General features: G+C 69.3%; 21 protein-coding genes. 8 read left to right on the top strand and 13 right to left on the bottom strand.

All coding sequences use genetic code 11. From position 1 onward, the window contains the following. Positions 1-150 precede the first annotated feature (150 nt). The gene (locus tag ACWF9G_RS32490; protein WP_452519960.1) at positions 151-1,050 is read left to right on the top strand and encodes a cutinase family protein; all 900 of its coding nucleotides are present in this window, start codon (positions 151-153) and stop codon (positions 1,048-1,050) included. A 52-nt stretch (positions 1,051-1,102) separates the two neighbouring features. Here ACWF9G_RS32490 and ACWF9G_RS32485 read toward each other — a convergent pair whose 3' ends face one another. The 3 genes from ACWF9G_RS32485 to lysX all read right to left on the bottom strand — a co-directional run bounded on the left by ACWF9G_RS32485 (position 1,103) and on the right by lysX (position 5,609). Continuing rightward, a complete protein-coding gene (locus ACWF9G_RS32485) occupies positions 1,103-1,723 on the bottom strand; it encodes a histidine phosphatase family protein (RefSeq protein WP_379309207.1) in 621 nt (206 codons plus the stop codon). Between the two features lie 89 nt (positions 1,724-1,812). Further along, positions 1,813-2,124, bottom strand: coding sequence for a hypothetical protein (locus tag ACWF9G_RS32480; RefSeq protein WP_378849053.1), 312 nt, complete (start codon positions 2,122-2,124; stop codon positions 1,813-1,815). Positions 2,125-2,291: 167 nt separating this feature from the next. Further along, the gene (gene lysX, locus ACWF9G_RS32475; RefSeq protein WP_452519957.1) at positions 2,292-5,609 is read right to left on the bottom strand and encodes a bifunctional lysylphosphatidylglycerol synthetase/lysine--tRNA ligase LysX; all 3,318 of its coding nucleotides are present in this window, start codon (positions 5,607-5,609) and stop codon (positions 2,292-2,294) included. Between the two features lie 120 nt (positions 5,610-5,729). Here lysX and ACWF9G_RS32470 point away from each other — a divergent pair, with 120 nt between their 5' ends. Next, the gene (locus ACWF9G_RS32470; RefSeq protein WP_379309209.1) at positions 5,730-5,951 is read left to right on the top strand and encodes an RNA-binding S4 domain-containing protein; all 222 of its coding nucleotides are present in this window, start codon (positions 5,730-5,732) and stop codon (positions 5,949-5,951) included. A gap of 23 nt (positions 5,952-5,974) precedes the next feature. Here ACWF9G_RS32470 and rraA read toward each other — a convergent pair whose 3' ends face one another. The 7 genes from rraA to ACWF9G_RS32435 form a co-directional block, all read right to left on the bottom strand. Continuing rightward, positions 5,975-6,463 (bottom strand): ribonuclease E activity regulator RraA, encoded by a 489-nt coding sequence (rraA, locus tag ACWF9G_RS32465; protein WP_379309210.1) that lies wholly within the window; start codon positions 6,461-6,463, stop codon positions 5,975-5,977. Between the two features lie 13 nt (positions 6,464-6,476). Then, positions 6,477-6,932: an SRPBCC family protein gene (locus ACWF9G_RS32460; protein ID WP_379309211.1), complete on the bottom strand. Its 456-nt coding sequence runs from the start codon at positions 6,930-6,932 to the stop codon at positions 6,477-6,479. Positions 6,933-6,988: 56 nt separating this feature from the next. Next, positions 6,989-7,933, bottom strand: a complete 945-nt coding sequence (locus ACWF9G_RS32455; protein ID WP_452519955.1) for a copper resistance D family protein — start codon at positions 7,931-7,933, stop codon at positions 6,989-6,991. Positions 7,934-7,939: 6 nt separating this feature from the next. Continuing rightward, complete coding sequence (locus ACWF9G_RS32450; protein ID WP_452519972.1) at positions 7,940-8,467, bottom strand: copper resistance CopC family protein; 528 nt, start codon at positions 8,465-8,467, stop codon at positions 7,940-7,942. Between the two features lie 134 nt (positions 8,468-8,601). Continuing rightward, positions 8,602-9,252: a YcnI family copper-binding membrane protein gene (locus tag ACWF9G_RS32445; RefSeq protein WP_452519953.1), complete on the bottom strand. Its 651-nt coding sequence runs from the start codon at positions 9,250-9,252 to the stop codon at positions 8,602-8,604. Positions 9,253-9,292: 40 nt separating this feature from the next. Further along, positions 9,293-9,997: a hypothetical protein gene (locus ACWF9G_RS32440; RefSeq protein ID WP_452519951.1), complete on the bottom strand. Its 705-nt coding sequence runs from the start codon at positions 9,995-9,997 to the stop codon at positions 9,293-9,295. An 8-nt stretch (positions 9,998-10,005) separates the two neighbouring features. Beyond that, positions 10,006-10,680 carry a DUF6474 family protein gene (locus ACWF9G_RS32435; RefSeq protein ID WP_452519950.1) on the bottom strand — a complete coding sequence of 225 codons (675 nt, stop codon included), beginning with the start codon at positions 10,678-10,680 and terminating at the stop codon, positions 10,006-10,008. A 231-nt stretch (positions 10,681-10,911) separates the two neighbouring features. Here ACWF9G_RS32435 and ACWF9G_RS32430 point away from each other — a divergent pair, with 231 nt between their 5' ends. The 4 genes from ACWF9G_RS32430 to ACWF9G_RS32415 all read left to right on the top strand — a co-directional run bounded on the left by ACWF9G_RS32430 (position 10,912) and on the right by ACWF9G_RS32415 (position 15,931). Further along, on the top strand, positions 10,912-12,507 hold the full coding sequence (locus tag ACWF9G_RS32430; protein ID WP_452519970.1) for a TM0106 family RecB-like putative nuclease: 1,596 nt from the start codon (positions 10,912-10,914) through the stop codon (positions 12,505-12,507). 12 nt (positions 12,508-12,519) lie between these two features. Continuing rightward, complete coding sequence (htpG, locus tag ACWF9G_RS32425; RefSeq protein ID WP_452519948.1) at positions 12,520-14,478, top strand: molecular chaperone HtpG; 1,959 nt, start codon at positions 12,520-12,522, stop codon at positions 14,476-14,478. Between the two features lie 117 nt (positions 14,479-14,595). Continuing rightward, entirely contained in the window at positions 14,596-15,045 is a 450-nt protein-coding gene (locus tag ACWF9G_RS32420; RefSeq protein ID WP_379309217.1) for a GNAT family N-acetyltransferase, read from the top strand. 67 nt (positions 15,046-15,112) lie between these two features. Continuing rightward, positions 15,113-15,931, top strand: a complete 819-nt coding sequence (locus ACWF9G_RS32415) for a class I SAM-dependent methyltransferase (RefSeq protein WP_452519946.1) — start codon at positions 15,113-15,115, stop codon at positions 15,929-15,931. A 59-nt stretch (positions 15,932-15,990) separates the two neighbouring features. Here ACWF9G_RS32415 and ACWF9G_RS32410 read toward each other — a convergent pair whose 3' ends face one another. Further along, positions 15,991-16,758, bottom strand: coding sequence for an SDR family NAD(P)-dependent oxidoreductase (locus tag ACWF9G_RS32410; RefSeq protein WP_379087222.1), 768 nt, complete (start codon positions 16,756-16,758; stop codon positions 15,991-15,993). Between the two features lie 151 nt (positions 16,759-16,909). Here ACWF9G_RS32410 and ACWF9G_RS32405 point away from each other — a divergent pair, with 151 nt between their 5' ends. Both ACWF9G_RS32405 and ACWF9G_RS32400 read left to right on the top strand, forming a co-directional pair. Then, on the top strand, positions 16,910-17,788 hold the full coding sequence (locus tag ACWF9G_RS32405; RefSeq protein ID WP_379309220.1) for an SDR family NAD(P)-dependent oxidoreductase: 879 nt from the start codon (positions 16,910-16,912) through the stop codon (positions 17,786-17,788). A 21-nt stretch (positions 17,789-17,809) separates the two neighbouring features. Continuing rightward, positions 17,810-18,454, top strand: coding sequence for a TetR/AcrR family transcriptional regulator (locus ACWF9G_RS32400; protein WP_379309221.1), 645 nt, complete (start codon positions 17,810-17,812; stop codon positions 18,452-18,454). Here ACWF9G_RS32400 and ACWF9G_RS32395 read toward each other — a convergent pair. Next, positions 18,430-19,140: a TMEM165/GDT1 family protein gene (locus tag ACWF9G_RS32395; protein ID WP_452519944.1), complete on the bottom strand. Its 711-nt coding sequence runs from the start codon at positions 19,138-19,140 to the stop codon at positions 18,430-18,432. The two genes, ACWF9G_RS32400 and ACWF9G_RS32395, sit on opposite strands and share 25 nt — an antisense overlap. 360 nt (positions 19,141-19,500) lie before the next feature. Next, positions 19,501-20,028 (bottom strand): peptidase, encoded by a 528-nt coding sequence (locus ACWF9G_RS32390; protein ID WP_379309223.1) that lies wholly within the window; start codon positions 20,026-20,028, stop codon positions 19,501-19,503. Between the last annotated feature and the right edge of the window lie 153 nt (positions 20,029-20,181).

Below are 20,181 nucleotides of genomic sequence, written 5' to 3'. Positions count from 1 at the left end.
AGCGCGCGTGTGCCTCTATTGTGATTCGCGGCGAGGTCTGGGTGAGGAGCGTCAGGTCGTTGCACGCGACGGCCCATCTGCCGAGTTCACCCATCTTGACAGCAACTTGACGGGGTTTGCTCTGCATCGAGCAACGTGGACTGGAGCGGTATGCAGTTGAAGAAAGTTGTCGCGGCGCTGGGTGCTGCCGCGGCGATGACCACCGGCATCATGGCAGGCAGCACGAGCGCCGCGGCGGCGCCGGGCTGCCCGAGTTTGTACGTCGTGGCGATCCCGGGTACCTGGGAAACCGGCCACGACAAGGCCCCTGGCCCCGGCATGCTCGCCGGTGTCACCAAGGGCCTACCTCGCAACACCGACGTCGACTACGTCACCTACGCCGCCACCGCGTTCCCGTGGGAAGGCGATGTCTACGGCCAGTCCAAGAAGCAGGCCGTCGACACGGCCCGCGGACTGATCACCGCCAAGCTCGCCGCGTGCGGCGACACCGATATCGCGCTGGTCGGCTACAGCCAGGGCGCCGACGCGGCGGGCGACCTCGCCGCCGAGATCGGAACCGGCGTCAGCAAGATCGCGCCGGGCAAGGTCAAGGCCGTCGGCCTGATCTCCGATCCGCGGCGCTCGCCCACCGACGTGCAGGTCGGCCCGATCGCCCAGGGCGCGGGTGCGGGCGGTGCCCGTCCCGGTGGTTTCGGCTGGATCAGTGACCGGGTGCGGACCATCTGCGCGGTCGACGACCTGTACTGCGCCACCGCCACCGACGACTTCATCACCCGTTTCGCCGGCTTCCTTGCGCAGAGCTCGGACGCCAACCCGGCGAACCTGTGGCGCTACCAGATCGAGGCGGGCGCCATCATGAACGACCTGATGGCGCACGGTGGCGTCCCGACACTGCAGGCGCAGCTCTCGGACACGGCGAACCAGCAGCGGGCCAAGGACCTGGAGCGGTTCTACCGTTCGCAGGCGCACACGCTGTACGGCAGCTACTCCGTCGGCGGTGGCCAGACCGCCATCACCTGGATGCACAACTGGATCGCTCAGCAGGCCTGAGTCAGCGCGTAGCGGGGCCCGGTGTCGTCGACCGACACCGGGCCCTGTCGCGTCACGGGGTGGTGCGGGCGAGGTTGCGTGGGAGGAGATCCCAGATGTGGCCGTTCTCGTTGATCGTGGCCGCGGTGCGGGTGCCGGTGCGGGAGTAGAGGATCCGCGTGACCGAGCAGTAGTCGATCGGGAAGGTGAGCGGCCGGGACAGGCCGAGGATGTCGGCCAGCAGCACATTCACGACGCCGCCGTGGGCGAACGCGACGACCGTGTCCGTCGGTGCCGCCGCGGCGACCAGGGCATCGATCGCGGTGAGGACGCGGGCGGTGAAGGCGGGGCCGTCGATCTGCTCGGGGAGATACCCGGCCTTGATCCGGTTGTAGGCGTCGGCGAAGTCGGTCTTGGCGTCTTCGATGGGGATGTAGGCGGGCAGGTCGCGGTCGTACTCGGCCAGATCGTCGATCACCTCGACGGGGAGTTCGCGCGCCGCCGCGGTGGGGGCCGCGGTGTCGCGGGCCCGCCGCTGCGGGCTGCTGACGATCCGCGCGATCTCGTGGGCGGCCAGGGCCGCGGGAACACGCTCGGCCTGCTGGAGGCCGATGCCGGTGAGACCGGGGTCGGCCGCGGTGGTGGCCCCGACGACGCGTTCCGGCTGGGCATGACGCACGAGAATGAGCTGCACGCTCACACACTCTGCCGTATCGGCCCTGAGGACTCGCGGGATACCTCGTCATCGAGGCGAGGGCACCGCCGCGAGTCCCTCAGCTCAGATCAGGGCTGGCCGTAGGGCGGCTGACCGTACGGCGGCTGACCACCCTGCGGACCGCCGTACGGCGGCTGGGCAGGCGGCTGACCGCCGTCCTTCTTCTTGTTCTTGAGCAGGAAGATGCCACCGACGATGAGTACCACGATGATCAGGCAGCAGATGCCGCCGATGATCAGGCCGGTGTTGCTCTTCTTCTTTTTCTTCGCCAAGAGGTCCGCGGCGGTGTTGACAGCGTCCGAGCTCGCCAAGGTGTCGAAGCTGCTCGTGAGCATGTGCGGATCGACTAGAGCGGCCGTGGTCAGCAGGTCCAGATACATGTAATCCCATCCCGATGTGTTGTTGGCCCGACATCCTCCCGGTGCCGGAACTCCGAGACTAGCGCTGTCGGTGCGACTTTCGGTAAGAAAGCCTCGCGAAGACGCGGAGCAGTGGTTGATCGCGGCGGCGCCGGATTTCGTTTACACCACGGTCCGTATACCCGCTTTCAGCGTGGTTTCACCAACGGGAAGGGCAGCGTCTCGCGGATGCTGCGCCCGGTGATCAACATGACCACCCGGTCGACGCCCATGCCGAGACCACCGGTGGGCGGCATGGCGTGCTCGAGCGCCTGCAGGAAGTCCTCGTCGAGTTCCATCGCCTCCGGGTCACCGCCCGCGGCGAGCATCGACTGCTCGGTGAGCCTGCGCCGCTGTTCGACCGGGTCGGTGAGTTCGCTGTAGGCGGTGCCGAGTTCGACGCCCCAGGCCACGAGATCCCAGCGCTCGGTGACGCCGTCGATGCTGCGGTGCGAGCGGGTCAGCGGCGAGACCGAGGTGGGGAAGTCGAGGTAGAACGTCGGGTCGGTGGTCTGCGACTCCACCAGGTGCTCGTACATCTCCAGCACCACCGCGCCCTCGTCCCAGCCGTGCTGGTAGGCGATGCCGGCCTCGTCGCACAGCTCGCGCAGGCGCGACAGCTCGGTGCGCGGGGTGATCTCGGTGCCGATCGCCTCCGAGACCGCGCCGTGCACCGTCTTGACCCGCCATTCGCCGGAGATGTCGACCGCGTCGAAACCGCCGTCGTCGTTCGGGCGCAGCGCCACCTCTGCGCCGTTGGCCGCCACCGCCGCGTCCTGGATCAGCCTGCGGCACAGGTGCATCATCCGCAGGTAATCACTGTGTGCCTCATAGGCTTCCAGGATCGTGAACTCGGGATTGTGACTGAAGTCGACGCCCTCGTTGCGGAAGGTCCGGCCGAGCTCGAACACCTTCTCCATGCCGCCGACGCACAGCCGCTTGAGGTAGAGCTCGGGAGCGATGCGCAGGTACAGGTCCAGGTCGTAGGCGTTGATGTGGGTGCGGAACGGTGTCGCGTTGGCGCCGCCGTGCACCTGCTGCAGGATCGGCGTCTCGACTTCGAGGAAGCCCCAGGTGAACAGCGAGTCGCGCAGCGAATGCAGGACCGCGCTGCGCTTGCCCATCACCTCGCGGGTCTCCGGGTTGATCGCCATGTCGACGTAGCGCTGCCTGACCTTGGCCTCGGAATCGGCTAGCCCGCGCCACTTGTCGGGCAGCGGGTGCAGGCACTTGCCGTTCATCCGCCAGTCCTGGGCGAGCAGTGACAGCTCACCGCTGCGGCTGGTCCCGAGCTGGCCGCTGACCTCGATGAGATCGCCCAGATCGAAGGACTCGGTGAATTCGGCGCTGCGATCGGCGCCGACCCGTTCGCGGTCGACGACGAGCTGGATCTCGCCCGTCCAATCACGGACGACGGCGAAGATCACGCCGCCGAAGTCGCGGATGCGCAGGATCCTGCCCGCGATCCGGACCGTCGTTCCCCGTGGGCATTCCCTGGCCGCGGCGATGGTGTGCGTCGGCGGATAGGCGACGGGGTAGGAGTCGACGCCGGCGGCGGTAAGCCGGTTCAGTTTGTCCATGCGCACCCGGACCTGCTCCGGCCTGCGCGGACCCTGCTCGGCCTCTTCGCCTTCCGGCGCCTCGGGCGGGCTGCCGTCGGCGTGCAGACCCGTGATGCCCGCGGGCACGGCCGGGTGGGTGCCGGTGTGCACGGTCGCGTCGGGTTCCTTGCCGAGGCGCGGCAGGAAGCCCTCGGCGAGGCCGCTGGCCGTCGCCACCCGCGGCAGCTGCCTGCGCTCCTCGTACAGGAAGAACCGCGGCACCCAGCGCGGGTGGTACTTCACGTTCGACCGGTACAGCGCCTCGAGCTGCCACCAGCGCGAGAAGAACAGCAGCACACCGCGCCACGCCCGCAGGATCGGGCCGGCGCCGATCCGGCCGCCCTCCTCGAACACCGAACGGAACACCGCGAAGTTCAGCGAGATCTTGGTGACGCCGTACTGATCGGAGTTCAGCGCGAGCTGCGAGATCATCAGCTCCATCACGCCGTTGGGGCTCTGTGGGTCGCGGCGCATCAGTTCCAGCGAGACGCCGCTGCGGCCCCACGGGACGAACGACAGCATGGCGTGCACCCGCTCGTCGTGATCGACGGCCTCCACCAGCAGGCAGTCGCCGTCGAGCGGGTCGCCGAGGCGGCCGAGCGCCATCGAGAAGCCGCGTTCGGTCTCGGTGTCGCGCCAGGCGTCGGCGCGGGCGACGACATCGGCGAACTCGGCGGCGGGGATGTCGCGGTGCCTGCGCACGCGCACGCCGAAACCGTTTTTGCGCAGCCGGTTCGCGGCCTGGCGCACCTGCTTCATCTCCGGCCCGGCCAGTGAGAACGTGCGGGTGTCGAGGATCGCCTCGTCGCCGAGGCGCAGCGCCGAGAGCCCGGCATTGCGGTACGCGGTCGCGCCGAGCTCGCTCGCGCCCATCGCCGCGGGCGCCCAGCCGAACCGGTCGGCCTGCTCGAGCCACGCCTTGATCGCCTGCGGCCACGCCTGTTTGGGCCCGATCGGATCGCCGCTGGCCAGGCAGACGCCCAGCTCGACGCGATAGGTGATGGCCGCCTTGCCGTTCGGCGCGAACACAACGGCCTTGTCCCGGCGGGTGGCGAAGTAGCCGAGCGAGTCCTCGACATCGCTCGCGGCGAGCAGCCCGCGGATCGCCGACTCGTCCAGGCCGGTCATCGCGTTGTCGGCGCGCTGGGAGCGCAACAGCACCGCCACCGCGGCCAGCAGCGCGATCGCGCCGAACAGGCCGAGCAGGAAGTTCACCCACGAAGGCGGGTGCCCGTCGAAGTGCTCGTTGTCGACCAGCACCGCCGCGGTGACCCGGTAGACCGCCCACAGCGGCCGCTGCGCACCGGCGGGCAGCGAGCCGGGCGCGAGCTCGACCAGCCCCCAGCCGAGCAGGCAGCCCAGTGCCAGGCCCCCGACCAGCACGCCGAGCGCCTTCCACAGCGCACCCGGCCGCACCCGCGTGTAGAACTCCAACCGCGCCGCGACCAGGATCCCGAGCACGACGACGTGCACCACGAAGGCGACCAGCGCGTCGATGTCGTCCGCGGAGACGAAATCCAGGATGTTGGTCACCGCGAAGAGCAGCAGGTACACGATGAGCAGCCACCACGCGACACGTTTGCGCGCGGCGAGCGCCCCGGCAAGCAGACCGACGACCAGTGCCCACACGAGGCTGGTGTCCGGTGCGTCGAAGTAGTAGGTGTCGACGTAGTGCCGTGGCGCCTGCGTCAGATGGCGCAGCGCGGGCGAGAGACTCCACAGAAAGCACAGGACCGCGAAGACGCCGAGGACCAGCCCGGTGATGTGTGGTACCTCGGCCAATCTGCCCCGCCCGCGATGCGGGACGGCGGCGCGGTCCGGCGGGGCCTCGACGGTGGGGTTCTGCTCGGCCTGCGTGAGGGTCACCAATCCAGTGTGCGTCCATCCGGGCCGGATCGGTGTCGCGGTCGCTGCGGCGTGTTCGTCACCGCGGCCGCGACGGGGCCGGTGGCGACCCGAATTTCCTGGACGGGTAATAATTTGCCCATGTCGGAACCAGTCGATGTGCCGATCGATGACGATGTCATCAAGCTCGGGCAATTCTTGAAACTGGCCAACCTGATCGATTCGGGTTCCGAGGCCAAGACGGTGATCGCCCAGGGCCTGGTCCGGGTCAACGACGAGGTGGAGCTGCGCCGCGGCAGGCAGCTACAGATCGGTGATGTCGTCGTGCTGGCCGGGCACAAGGTGCGGGTGTCCGGGAACTAGCCCGAACACCCGCGAGGCGTGCCTCAGTCCTCGGCGCGGACTACGACACCGTCGTGGTCGCTGTAGAGCATCTCGCCGGGCACGAAGGTGACGCCGCCGAATTCGATGGTGACGTCCTTCTCGCCGCTGCCGGTCTGAGTGCTCTTGCGCGGGTTGGTGCCCAGCGCCTTCACCCCGATGTCGAGGGTGCTCAGGATCGCCGAGTCGCGCACCGCGCCGTTGACGACCACGCCCGCCCAGCCGTTGTCGACGCCACGGCCTGCGATGATGTCGCCGACCAGGGCGGTGTGCACGCTCGCGCCGCCGTCGACGACGAGGACCTTGCCCTCGCCCGGCTCGCTCAGGGTCTGCTTGACCAGCAGGTTGTCCTGGAAGCAACGGATCGTGGTGATCCGTCCGGCGAACGCGGCCCGGCCACCGAACTGGATGAACTGGGTGTCGCAGCTGCGGATCTCGGGGCCGATCTCATCGGCCAGATCGGCGGTGGCCACAACATTCGCTGATTCGGTCATGGCCTGCATTCTGTCAGGCGCCCTGGGCGTGCGCCTTGGCGATCTCCCTGACCAGGCTGTCTGTGGTGTGCTTCACCGCGATCTTCACGAACGGCTCGATCGTCTTACCTAGCATCTTGCCCGCGATGCCGCCGGGCACGAAGTACTCGATGGTCGCGTCGACGGTGCACAGCGCCTCGCCCTTGGGATAGAAGTGGAACGTCGAGATGATCTCGAATCCCTTGATCGACTTGATGCCGATCACGCGCCCCTTCTCCCACTTCACGACCTCGACCCTGGACTTGAGCGCCGCGGGGCCGAGCTTCATGTGGCCGTCGAAAGTCGCGCCGAGCCCGTCGGTCTGGTCGGTGACCGGGACGAAGGATTCGATGCCGTACAGGAAATGCGGCAGATTGCGGTAGTCGTTGACGTACTCGAACGCCGTGTCGGCGGATGCGGCGCAGTCTTCGACAATCCTCACTTCGGTCATATCGGCCACTTTAATGGGCCCCGGCGACCGATCCGACTACGCTGTGACCGATCTGGCTACGCGGTGACGGCCAGCGTCGCCGCCAGGCCGAGCGCCACGCTCATCACCGTCACCTCGATCGCGGCATTGCGCAGCGAGATATCGGCGGTGACCCGATGCTCGCCCGCCCGGTGCACCCAGCTGCGCCGCCACCACCAGCCCAGGCCGGTCAGCGCGCACAGGACGGTGAACTTCGCCAGCAAGATCCGCCCGTATCCGCTCGACCACAGCGGCTCGATGCCGCCGATCCGGACCAGCCCGTCGATCAGGCCGGTCACCGCGATCACGAGCACCAGCGGCGCGGCCAGCGCCGAATAGCGCGGCAGCGTCGCCGCCCAGTCGCCCCTGGTGCGCAGGACCAGCGCCATCGCGAGCAGCAGCCCGAACCAGCACGCGGCGGCCAGCGCGTGCGCCGCGGCGAGCACCGAACCGAGCATCTGCTGGGACATGTGCCCGGTGATCGGGCGCAGGGCCAGCGCGACGGCGGCGAACACCAGCACCAGATCGGCCGACGCCGCGTCGGGCCTGCGGAAGGCCAGCGCCGCGTAGCAGGCGATCGCGCCGGTGCAGAACAGGATCGCGATGCCGATCTGGCCGCCGCTGAGCTTGCCGAGGAACGTGGCGAACTCGTCCGCGCCGAGCTCGGTCACCGGCACGCCGACGATCTCGGCCGCCTCGCACACCAGCACGGTGAACTCGGCGGCGAACCAGGCGCCCGCCAGCGCGGCCAGCGGCCGCCAGGCGACGTGCAGCCGCTCGTTGAGCCGGGGGAGTGCCGCCAGCCCGAAGACCGCCGCGCCCGCACCGTCGGCGACGACGCGCGCGCACGCCGCTCCCGGGAAACCACCCCCGCTGCGCAATGCCCACGCCAGCGCCACCCCGGCCAGGGCGGCCACCACGACCGGCACCAGGACCCGCCACTGCCGCAGCGTCGTACCGGGTACCCGGCGACCGGTCGTCATGGATGGCTACTTCTTGCGGCCGGCGCGGCCGCCGAGCAGCGCCACCGCGAGGCCGCCGCCGAACAGCACGACGCCACCGGCGACGAACACCCAGACGGGCACCCCGCCGGAGTCGCCGCCGCCGTCGGCCTTGTCCTCACCAGGACGCGGGCCCGGCGTCCCGGTGCCCGCCTTGCTCAGCGTGAAATGCCGTGTCCCGCTGACGGGATGGCCGTCCGCGGAGGTCACCCGGAACGCGAGCGTGTACTCACCGACCGGACCGAGTTCGCCCAATTCCACACTGACGGTGCGGCCTTCGACGAGCGCCTTGCTCTTCGACCACAGTCTGCCGTCCGGGCCGACCACGGTCAGCGACGGAAAGTTCTGCTGCAGTTCCTCGTTGAAGGTGATGCTGGCGCGCGCCGGCCCGACCTCGATGGTCGACCCGTCCTCGGGCACGCTGCTCACGGCACCGGAGTGCGCGCTCGCGACACCGGCCGCCGCGAACACGGCGAGCAGTCCGGCGATCAGGACGGCGAGTACCCGGCGCGCCATGCGCCGACGCGATGACCTGTTGATGTCGGCGACCAGTCGATCGCCCGGAGCATCGCCGTGCGGCGCGTCCGAGGGCAGCGCGGGCCCGGCGGAGTTGATGATCGTGTTCGCCTGCCTGCAGTGATCGACGCGCATCACGACCGCCGCGAACGGAAGACGAGGCCGAGGCCGAGCGCGGCCGCGAACAGGCCGAGCGCGAGCCCGATGCCGCCCAGCCAGCGGGCCACCGAATCGGTACCCGCCTCGGCGGTTTCGGCGGAAGCGACCTGGTGGTCGCCGCCCTCGGCGCCGCCCTTGGCGCTCAGGGTGAGCGAGGGGGCCGGGTGTTCGGGTTCGGCGCCGCCGGTGCTCGGCTGATCCCAGGCGACGACCTTGCCGTCGCTGTAGGTCTGCTGGGCGGGGAAGTTCACCGTGTCCTGGGCGGGCAGCGGTCCGAGCGAGAGCACGAAGCGCTGGAACTGGCCGGGCCCGACGCCCGCGTTGCCCGGGTCGGCGGTCCAGGCGACGGCGACCGTCTCGCCCTTGTCGTTGCGCTCGACCTTCGCGGTCCAGCCCGGCATCGGTTCGGTGCGCACGCTTTTCAGGTTCGGCACGGTGACGCGCAGCCCGGTGGTCGACGCGGTCTCGGATTCGGTCGGCACCTTGAACGTGGCGACGGTGTACTTGCCCTGCGCGGCGCCGGGAGCGTCGACGGTCACGTGCGCGGCCGCCGAACCGCAGGCGGCGAGCACAAGCCCGGCCGCGAGTGCGGCGGTGCCGGTACCGCGGGTGATGAAGTTCTGCATGGAATTGCCTTCTGTCCGAAGAGTTCTGAGTCGTCTGGAATCAGGCGAACAGCGGCGGTGCGCGCGGGCGGCGCACCCCCTCCGGACGGCCGCCACGGGCGGTGGCGACGGCGGCGGACCAGCGGACAGCGCGCTGCGGGATCGGGAGCGAGGGCGCGGTGAGCACCGCCCGAATCACGCTCGACGCAACGAGATAGAGCCGCTCGGCTACGAGAATCAGTGCGGCACACACGAAGGCCGCGACGAAGTGCGCGGTGATCATCGGGGCGCTGGGCAGATGCAGCAGATCGAAGGCGCGGCCGTGATGATCCAGCGTGCCGGTGAGGGCGAAATGTCCTGCCCACTGGCCGCCGATCAGCGCCGATGCCGCGCGCACCGCCGGGACGGCCGCGAAGGTTCGTACGGCACGAGTAACCCGCCCACGCTGTGGGTCCGTTGGCGCCAGGATTTGGCGCAGCAACGAACCAGGTTGCGCCACAGTGCGATCGGAGTATCCACGGCGGGCGTATTCCGCGCCGGGCACTACCTGGCGGCCGGACCGGAAACCCGGTCGCGCCGCAGCACGTTCGGTGCTGTGGCCAGTGGCGAAGGCCCCAGCCGCCAGCGAAACCACCAGCAGCAGAGCGATTTCCGCGGACCGCGGCACCCCACCACCACCGAGTCCGTGCGCGGCGACAGCCAGCGCGCCGACGAGTACGCCGCAGCCACCACCGCGTAGGCGGGCGGTGAGCTGCGGCGTGGTCACGGCACGGTTCAGCGCACGCCCAGGCGGGCGAGCGCGTCGGTCTCGAGCACGGACAGCTCCGAAGAGATGGAGGCGTGCACGGCCTTGCGGCGCGCGGCGGGCATCTGCTCGGCGGTGTTCACCGCGACGGTCAGGTCGGTCAGCCGGGACCTGGCCGCGTCGACGAACTTCTTGGTGTCGGCGTCGCCGGGAGCGTCGGCCGCGACCTTGTTCAGCGCGGTCTCGGTGTTGGTGATGCGGGCCTGCAGGCGGGCGCCGTGGCCGCTGAACTCGCCGAGCTGGTCGAGGCCGATGCCGAGCTGCTGTGCCTTGCGGGCGTCGAGCTGGCCGCGCAGGTAGGTCGCGCCGCGGTAGGCCAGCGGCGTGAGCACCGGGACCAGCACGCGGGCGACGCCGATGTACTTGCGGATCTGGCTCGCGCTGAACAGTTCGCGGTCGGCCTTCGCCGCCAGCTTCTCGGCGGCCTTCTCCTCGGCGTGCAGGGTCGCGATCTGCGCCTTGGCCACCTTGGCCTCGGTCTTGGCCTGTGCTTTCACCGCGCGACGGGTGGTGCGCTCGCTCGCCTTGGCCGCCTTGCGCTCGTTCTTGGCGCCGAGCTTCGCCTCCACCGCGGCTTTGTGCTTGAGTGCCTTCGCCTCAGCGCGTCGGCTCGGGCGCCGCTTGCGCTTGCTGAACAACCCCATGAGATCAGGCCCTCCGTCATGCTCGCCAAGTCATGAGGCAGTGCCGGAGTAGCGGCCTGCCGTACTTCGTAGCGTAGTGGGATCAGGGTAGCGATTGGGCATTGTGTCGGGGGGAGGGACCATACTGCTTGCGTGCGTGCAGCCGAGGACGACTTCGACGGTGGGCCGGTGCTTCGCCCGGTCCCCGCTTCCGCTGCGCTCGATCGAGGTGCCGATTCCACCGTTTCACGGATCGCTTTCCTGGACGCGCGCTCGCTGATCGGCTGCAGGCATCGCCTGCACCTGGACGCCGAGCATCCCGGGGTCATCGCCGAGGTCAGGGAAGATCCCGGGGTACAGCAGCGCAGGGAGGCCGCGACCGCGCATCGCACCAGGGTGCGCGACGAACTCGTCGCCGCGGCCCCCGCCGACTGGGTGGTGATCGACCCGGCGCTGCGCGCGGGGGAGAAGGCGGCGGCGACCATGGCCGCGATGGAGGCGGGCGCATCGCGGATCTGGGGCGGCCTGCTGCCCCAGGAGCCCGACACCGGCCGTCGCGGCGGCGCCGAGTTCCTGCTGCGTGACGACGACCGCGGCGGCTACATCCCGATCATCGTGGTCAACCACAAGGTCACCGACCCGCGCCGTCCCGATCCGGCCGATTTCCACCCGCTGACCTCGGACCTGTTCCGCTGGCAGCCCCGCCGCGACAAGCACGTGAAGCTGCGCCCGCAGCCGCGCGACCAGCAGCGTCTGGCGCATCTGTACCGGATGCTGCAGCGCCACGGTATGGCCAGCCCCGCCCTGGTCGGCGGCGCGATCGGCCTGGCCTTCGACCGCATCCTCGTGCACGACCTGACCAATGTCCTCGCCGACTACGACCAGCGCTACGGCGACCGCATCGCGGTGGTGCGCGGCGAGCTGCCGACCCAGCCGTCGAAGGTGCCCGAGTGCAGGCAGTGCCCGTGGTGGGTGCGCGGGGCCGACGGTAATCCCAGTTGTGAGGGTCAGCTGGCGCTGATGCGTGACGTCAGCCTGGTCGCGCCGGGTTCGCGGGCCGAGGTGCTGCGCGTGCACGGCGTGCAGACGGTCGACGAGCTGGCGGCCTGGGAAGGCGACGAACCCGACGACTGGCAGCACGGCCCGTTCTCCGAGACGGTGGTCACCGCCCGCGCCTGGATCGCGGGCGCCCCGCTGGTGCGCCGCTTCGACACGGTGAGCGTGCGCCGCGCCGACGTCGAGGTCGACGTCGACCTGGAGAGCTACCAGGAGGACGGCGCCTACCTGTGGGGCACCCTGCTCGACGGCGTCTACCGCCCGTTCGTCACCTGGGACCCGCTGCCCACCGAGGACGAGGGCCGCTCCTTCGGCGAGTTCTGGACCTGGCTGATGCGGATGCGGGCCGACGCGCACGCCGCGGGCAAGACCTTCGCGGCCTACTGCTATTCACGCACCGCCGAGGACAAGTGGCTCTACGAGTCGGCCCGCCGCTTCGCGGGCAAGCCCGGCGTGCCGACCACCGAGCAGGTCCGCGCCTTCGTCGACTCATCCGAATGGGTCGACATGTTCCAGGCCGTCACCGATCAGTTCATCTGCCCGAACGGCAAGGGCCTCAAGAAGATCGCCCCGGTCGCCGGCTTCGGCTGGCGCGACCCGGAAGCGGGCGGCGAGGCATCGATGGGCTGGTACCGCCGCGCCGTCGGCTACGACGCCGACCCGGACCTGTCCCAGCGCACCCGCCTGTTCGAGTACAACGAGGACGACGTCCGGGCCACCCAGGTGCTGCGCGCGTGGATGACGCAGCGGGCCGTCGACGAGGTTCCCTCGCTGTCCGACTTCGGGCGGTAATACGATCGTGCTGTGACTCAGCACGTCGAAACTCTCGAGTTCCAGGCCGAAACACACCAGCTCCTCGAGCTGATGATCCACTCGGTCTACTCCAACAAAGACACGTTCCTGCGGGAGCTGATCTCGAACGCTTCCGACGCACTGGACAAGCTGAAGCTGGCCTCGTTCCAGGACAAGGATCTGGTCGCCGACACCTCCGACCTGCACATCGAGCTGGAGGTCGACGGGGACAAGCGCGTCCTGACCGTCCGCGACAACGGCATCGGCATGTCCCGCGCCGAGGTGATCGACCTGATCGGCACCCTCGCCAAGTCCGGTACCGCCGAACTGCGCCGCAAGCTGATCGAGGTCAAGTCCGATGCCGCCGCCGAGGAGCTGATCGGCCAGTTCGGCATCGGTTTCTACTCCACCTTCATGGTCGCCGACCGCGTCGTCCTCACCACCCGCAAGGCGGGCGAGACCGAGGGCACCCGCTGGGAGGCCGCGGCGGGCAGCTCCAGCTACACGATCGACACCGTCGCCGACGCGCCGCAGGGCACCGCGGTGACCCTCGAGCTCAAGCCCGCCGACGAGGACGATCACCTCTTCGATTACACGCAGGAATGGAAGCTGCGCGAGATCGTCCGCAAGTACTCCGACTTCATCGCCTGGCCGATCCGCATGCAGGTCGAGCGCACCGTGATGGAGGGGGAGGGCGAGGACAAGGTCGAGAAGACCGTCGTCGAGGAACAGACCCTCAACTCGCAGAAGGCGCTGTGGACGCGCCCGCGCAGCGAGGTCTCCGACGAGGAGTACAAGGAGTTCTACCACCACGTCAGCCACGCCTGGGACGAGCCGCTCGAGATCATCCCGATGAAGGCCGAGGGCACCTTCGAGTACCAGGCGCTGCTGTTCATCCCGTCGATCGCGCCGTTCGACCTGTTCACCCGTGAGCACAAGCGCGGCGTGCAGCTCTACGTGCGCCGGGTGTTCATCATGGACAACTGCGAAGAGCTGATGCCGGAGTACCTGCGCTTCGTCAAGGGTGTGGTGGACGCCCAGGACCTCTCGCTCAATGTCTCCCGCGAGATCCTGCAGCAGGACCGCCAGATCCAGATGATCCGCAAGCGCCTGGTCAAGAAGGTGCTGTCCACCGTCAAGGACATGCAGGGCGCCGAGGATCAGACCAGGTACCAGACCTTCTGGGCACAGTTCGGCCGGGTCATCAAGGAGGGCCTGCTCTCCGACACCGACAACCGCGAAACCCTGCTCACCGTCTCGTCTTTCGCCTCCACCGCCTCGGACTCCGAGCTCACCACGCTCGCGCAGTACGTCGAGCGGATGCGGGACGGCCAGGACGCGATCTACTACATGACCGGCGAAAGCCGTGCGCAGGTGGAGAACTCGCCGCACCTGGAGGCGTTCAAGGCCAAGGGCCGCGAGGTGCTGGTGCTGACCGATCCGGTCGACGAGATGTGGGTCGGCTCGGTGCCGGAGTTCGACGGCAAGAAGTTCCAGTCCATCGCCAAGGGCGAGGTCGACCTGGAGACCGAGGACGAGAAGAAGGAGACCGAGGCGCTGCGTGAGCAGCAGGACAAGGACTTCGCCGACCTGCTCACCTGGCTCGGCAAGACCCTCGACGAGGTCGCCAAGGAGGTGCGCCTCACCAACCGGCTCACCACCTCTCCGGCCTGCCTGGTCGGTGACGTCTTCGACTTCACCCCGATGCTCGAGCGCATGTACCGCGCCTCGGGCCAGGCGCTGCCGGAATCCAAGCGCATCCTCGAGCTCAACCCGACCCACCCGCTGGTCACCGGCCTGCGCGACGCCTACGACGCCCGCAAGTCCGATGCCGACGAGGGCAAGGTGCCCGAGCTCGCCGAGACCGCCGAACTGCTCTACGGCACCGCGGTTCTCGCCGAGGGCGGCGAGCTGAAGGACCCGGCCCGCTTCGCGCAGCTGCTGACCGAGCGGCTGACCCGCACGGTCTGATCCCGGGCCACTACCCGGTCGTCCACAGAACTGCCCGTTGTCGATTTCGGCAGCGGGCAGTTTCTGTTCACCGGCATTTCCCGTGCCGACGAGGCGGGTTGCGGTCACCATAGAGATATGGATGGGCACGAGATCCGGCGGGCACGTCCCGACGACTACGACGATCTGATCGCCGTGGTCGACTATTGGTGGGGCAGGACAGTCGTGCACAACCTGCCCCGGCTGTTCCTCGACCATTTCCACCGCACCAGCCTGATCGCGACCGACGAGGACGGAATCTCCGGCTTCCTGGTGGGTTTCGGCTCACCCTCGGATGCCGACGCCGCCTACATCCACTTCGTCGCCGTCCGCCCCGACGCGCGCAAGGTCGGGCTCGGCCGCACCCTCTACGACGAGTTCTTCGAGATAGTCAGGGCCGACGGCCGAAAAGTGGTCACCGCGATCACCTCCCCGGCCAATTTCACCTCGATCGATTTCCACCGCAGCCTCGGCTTCACCGTCGCGGGCCCGGTCGCCGACTACAACGGCCCCGGCCGCGCGCTGATCACCTTCGAACGGACGCTCTGACCCCACTCGGCACGAATTCCGTAGTCTGGTCACGATATCGACGACTGGGTGAGAGGAACGACCGCGTATGTCGGAGGGGACGCCGGTCACGGCACAACCGTGGGATCTGGTGGCCGAGGGCTACGCCGAAGCGGGGGCGACGGTTCTCGGCCCATTCGCGGCGCACGCCCTCGAATATGTCGGTCTCGAAAAGGATTGCGAGATCGTCGACGTCGCCGCGGGCACCGGCCTGCTCGGCCTCGCGGCCGCCGAACAGGGTGCGCGAGTACACGCCATCGACCTCTCGGCGCCGATGATCGAACACCTCACGGCAGCAGCCGAACTCGCCGGGCACACCACGATCACCGCGCAGGTGGGCGACGGCCAGGACCTGCCCTACGAAGACGCGCGATTCGACGCCGGGTTCTCCCTGTTCGGCCTCATGTTCTTCCCCGACCGCCCGAAAGGCTTCGCCGAACTCCGCCGCGTACTGCGCCCGGGCGCCACGGCCGTGGTCACCTCCTGGGCGCCCGCTGTCGACTCCTCGCTCATGCGCGCGCTCTTCGGCGCCCTGACGGCGGGCGACCCGAACGCCGCACTGCCACAGCCGGATGCGCGCAGCCTGGAAAACCCCGCTGTCTTCGAAGCCGAGATGCGCGCCGCGGGGTTCGACGAGGTGACAATCCGCAGCCACACGGTCGAGGTGTGTTTCCCGAGCGCGGAAGCCCTGTGGGACACCATGACCCGCAGCAGCGCCCCGCTGACCGTGCTCAGACACGAAGTGGGCGAGGAGGAATGGCAGCGCCGCACCGAAGCGGCTGTCGAACGCCTCACCGTCACCTACCGCCCGAACACCCCGCTGCACACCACCGCCCTCTTCGGCGTCGGGGCGGTACCCGCGTCCTGACACGGCGACGGCGCCCTGTCCACCCGGGGAACAGGGCGCCGTCGACCGGTGCGTGCGTCTTACCGCGGCGCCATGCGCAGGGCGCCGTCCATGCGGATGGTCTCGCCGTTGAGGTAGTCGTGGCCGGCGATGTACTCGACCAGCTGGGCGTACTCGTCCGGGCGGCCCAGGCGCGACGGGAAGGGCACACCGGCCTCGAGGCCCTTGCGGTACTCCTCGGTGACGCCGGCCAGCATCGGGGTGTCGATGATGCCGGGGGCGATGGTGTTCACGCGGATGCCGAACTGCGCCAGGTCGCGCGCGGCCGGAACGGTCATGCCGTGCACGCCACCCTTGGACGCCGAGTAGGCGATCTGGCCGATCTGGCCCTCGAAGGCGGCGACGGACGCGGTGTTGATGACGACGCCGCGCTGGCCGTACTCGTCGACCGGCTCGGTCTTGGCGATGGCGTCGGCGGCCAGGCGCATCACGTTGAACGTGCCGAGCAGGTTCACGGTGATGACGGTGCGGAACAGCTCCAGGTCGTGCGGGCCGTTCTTGGACAGGATGCGACCCGCCCAGCCGACACCGGCGCAGTTGACCACGATGCGCAGCGGCGCCGGGCCCTCGGTGATCTGGGCGATGGCGGCCGCGACCTCGTCGTTGCTGGTCACATCGGCCGCGATCAGGGTGACCCCGGCCGGGACGTTGTCGCCTGCGCGCTCGATGGACGCCGGGACGTCAAGGCCGAAGACGGTGGCGCCCGCGTCGGCGAGACGCTTGGCGGTGGCGGCACCGAGGCCGGATGCGCCTCCGGTGACGATGGCGGCGGAACCCGAAATCTCCACGATGGTCCTCTCGTTCGTGACAGCCAGTTGGCACTTCGTCAATTGCACCCTAGCGGGTTCCGGTGAGGCGCACATCACCCCTACCGCCGCGTTCGGATGCGCTGCGAAAATACCAGCGAACACCCATGTTTTCCGGTGGTAACGTGCCTTCATGAGATCGTTCTCCGGTCCGTCGGTGGCCGGACGCAAGGTCCTGATCACCGGGGCCGCTCGCGGGATGGGCGCCGCATTGGCCAGGAGGCTGGCCGCGCGGGGCGCTCACGTCGCCCTGCTCGGCCTGGAGCCGGAACTGCTGGCCGAGGTGGCCGCCGAATGCGGTGACGCGCCCTGGCGCTACTGCGACGTCGCCGACCGCGCCCAGGTCGACCGGGTGGTCGAGGCGCTGGTCGCCGAACTCGGCGGCCTGGACGTGCTCGTCGCCAACGCGGGCATCGCCAAGCAGATGGCGATGATCGGCGGCGATCCCTCGGTGCTGGAGGAGACCCTCGCCGTGAACGTGCTCGGCGTCGCCTACGCCGTGCAGGCCGCCGGGCCGCATCTCGCCCGCCCCGGTGGGTATGTCCTGATGATGTCGTCGATCTCCACGGCCGTGCAGTTGCCACTGGCAGGCGCGTACAGCGCGTCGGCGGCGGCCGTCGAGTCGCTGGCAGGCACCCTGCGCTGTGAGCTGCGCCAGACCGGCGCCCGCGTCGGCATCAGCTACTTCGCCGAGATCGACACGGACATGACCAGCCGCGGCTTCGGCACGGCCGCAGCGCACACCGGCCTCGGCGAGACCAGCCTGACCGGCGTGTCTCCGATCGGTCCCGCCGTCGACGCGCTGGAACGGGCGATCGCGCGCAGGCGCAGGTCCGTCGTCTCACCCTGGTGGGTCTCGCTCGTCCTGCCGGTGCGACCCTTGGCGCAGCTGCTGGTGCAGCGGTTGCTCGGCAAGCGGGTCGCCCGTGCGATCGAGATCGCGCGCACCGAGGACGTCCCCTTCACCACCACCCAGCCTGCCCGACCACGCAGAATGGAACGGCAAGCCTGACCTCGAGCACGGAGTTCGACGATGAGCGATTCGGCATCCACCCTGCGCCAGCTCCCGCGCGGACGGCATCATCTCTCGCGCGAAGAAGTGGTGGCCTCCCAGCGGGAACGCATCCTCGTCGCGATGGGGGAGGCGATGACCGAGGGCGGCTATGTCGGAACGCCGGTGGCCGCCGTGCTCAAACGGGCCGGGGTGTCGCGCGAGACGTTCTACGAGCTGTTCCGCTCCAAGGAGGACTGCTTCGCCGCCGCCTTCGACCGGGTCTCGGCCCTGCTGGCCGAGCGGCTACAGGGCGTGATCGCCGAAACCGCCGATGCCGACGCGTTCACCAGGATGGATCGCATCCTCACCGCCTACTTCGACCACATGGTCGACGACCCTGCCTCGGCCCGGTTGTTCCTGGTTGAGGTGTACGCGGTCGGGCCGTCGGCGATCGAGGCGCGGATGGAATTGCAGAGCCGGTTCGTCGCGGTGGTGGCGGCGATGCTCGGCGCCCAGACCGCCGAGCAGCAGTTCGCCTGCGCGACCCTGGCCGCCGCGATCGGCGCCATGGTCACCGGCAAGATCGCCGGCGACGATCTGGACGGCCTGCGCGCGCTGAAGGAACCGCTGATCGACCTGGCCCGCCGTTCTGGTCCGGTCTACGGCACCGCGTTCGCCGGCTGATCCGGCACGGCGATGTCCCCGCGCGGCCGGTAGAACCGCCACGCGCCGATACCGAGCCCGACCGCGACCGGGACGAGCAGCGCCAGGCCGGTCGAACCCCAGCCGCCGAGGCCGGAGACGAACGCGTCGAGCACCGTCTTCGTGGCGAAGAACAGGAAGAGCAGGCCGGAGGCGAAGGCGATGCCGCGTTCGGGCAGGTGCTTACCCGCGAGCTTGCCGACCAGGATCGCCAGGCCACCGGCGGCGACCATGCCGGCGGTCGAACCGATCCAGACGGCGAGCCAGCCGTTCTTCGAGGCCAGCGCGGCCGCGGCGAACATGGTGCGGTCGCCGAGTTCGGCGAGCATGAAGGCGGAGATCACGACGAGGAAGGCGTTGCGGGTGCTCGGCGGCGGCGCGTCCTCGGCCGCCTCGGCGGAGCCGAGCGCGTCGCGCAGCGTCCACAGGCCGACGACCAGCAGCGTGAGCGCGGTGACGACGGCGATGGCGTTCGCGGGCAGCGCGGTACCGAGGAAATGGCCGACACCGGCGGCGATGAGGTTGACGGCCACGCTGGCGACGCTGATTCCGGCCAGCACCACCCACCAGCGATAGCGCAGCGAGAACGTCAGCGCCATCAGCTGCGATTTGTCGCCCAGCTCGGCGAGGAACAGCACGCCGAAGCTCAGCAGGATCGTGGCGATCATGAAAGTCAGCTCCCAGGTGGATACTCCGGCCTGCGGCTGAAGAAACGGGTGCGCCTCCAGCCACACCGGTCAACGGATCGGTTTGTGGCCGAAGGTCTCGCCCACCGGTGGTGACCGGTTCGCGCAGCCGGACCGCGCCGAATGTGGCGCCGATCAGTATGTCGACTGGGCGATTGCGGGCTACTCCCCTTCGCTGCTGTCCACCCTAGCCCGATTGCTACCGGTATGCCAACTCCGTGTAATCGAAATCGCAATGGGCGCAATAAGTTTGGCGATGCGGCCGCGATAGTTCGGTTTCCCTGATTTACGGGCGCCGGACGCCCGTTGCCGGGTATTCGCCAGGCCTGGTCTGCGAAAGTCTCAGGCCGCCAGCAACATTGCCAGGACGGCGGTGTCGGGATCGCTGATCAGATCCATCCCGACCCGGCTCACCAACGAGGTGACGGTGCCGTCGAGCTCGGCCTCGGCCCACGCCGCGCGATGCTCGAGACCCAGGTGCGGCACGCCGGGCAGCAGCACGCAGCCCGAGGCCGCGCCCACGCATTCGGGCAGCGACGGCCGGGTCTCCGACGGCGGATGCAGCATCAGCAGGGCTGCCGGTACGTGATCGGCGAACCGGCCCGGCTCGACCGCCGCCTCGCCCAGTACCGGCCCCTCCGCCAGCACCAGGCCGACGGTGCCCGGCTCCGGATCGTCGGGCAGCTCCTCGCGCACGCCGAACACGGTCGAGGTCACCAGCAGGCCGGGCATCGAGGCCACCCGGACCGCGAGCACAAGCACCTGCGCCCACTCCTTGGTGGTATCCGGCCACCGGCCCGACACCACGAATCCCTGCAGATGACCGCGCGCCTGAAACGGCGTGATCCCGATCGGACCGTGCGTCGTCATGATGGCCTCCCGATATCCGGGGGCTTCGGTGCCCTGTACCTCAGGAATAGCCCGAAAACCATCTGGCACACAAGTACCAATGAGTGCTAACCAGACAAAACGGCAACGGGCCCGGACGCGGCGAAACCCCGACCGGGCCCGTAGAAGGGCTTA

Source organism: Nocardia sp. NPDC055029, assembly GCF_053608525.1.
This window is presented reverse-complemented; position numbering and strand designations above follow the sequence as displayed.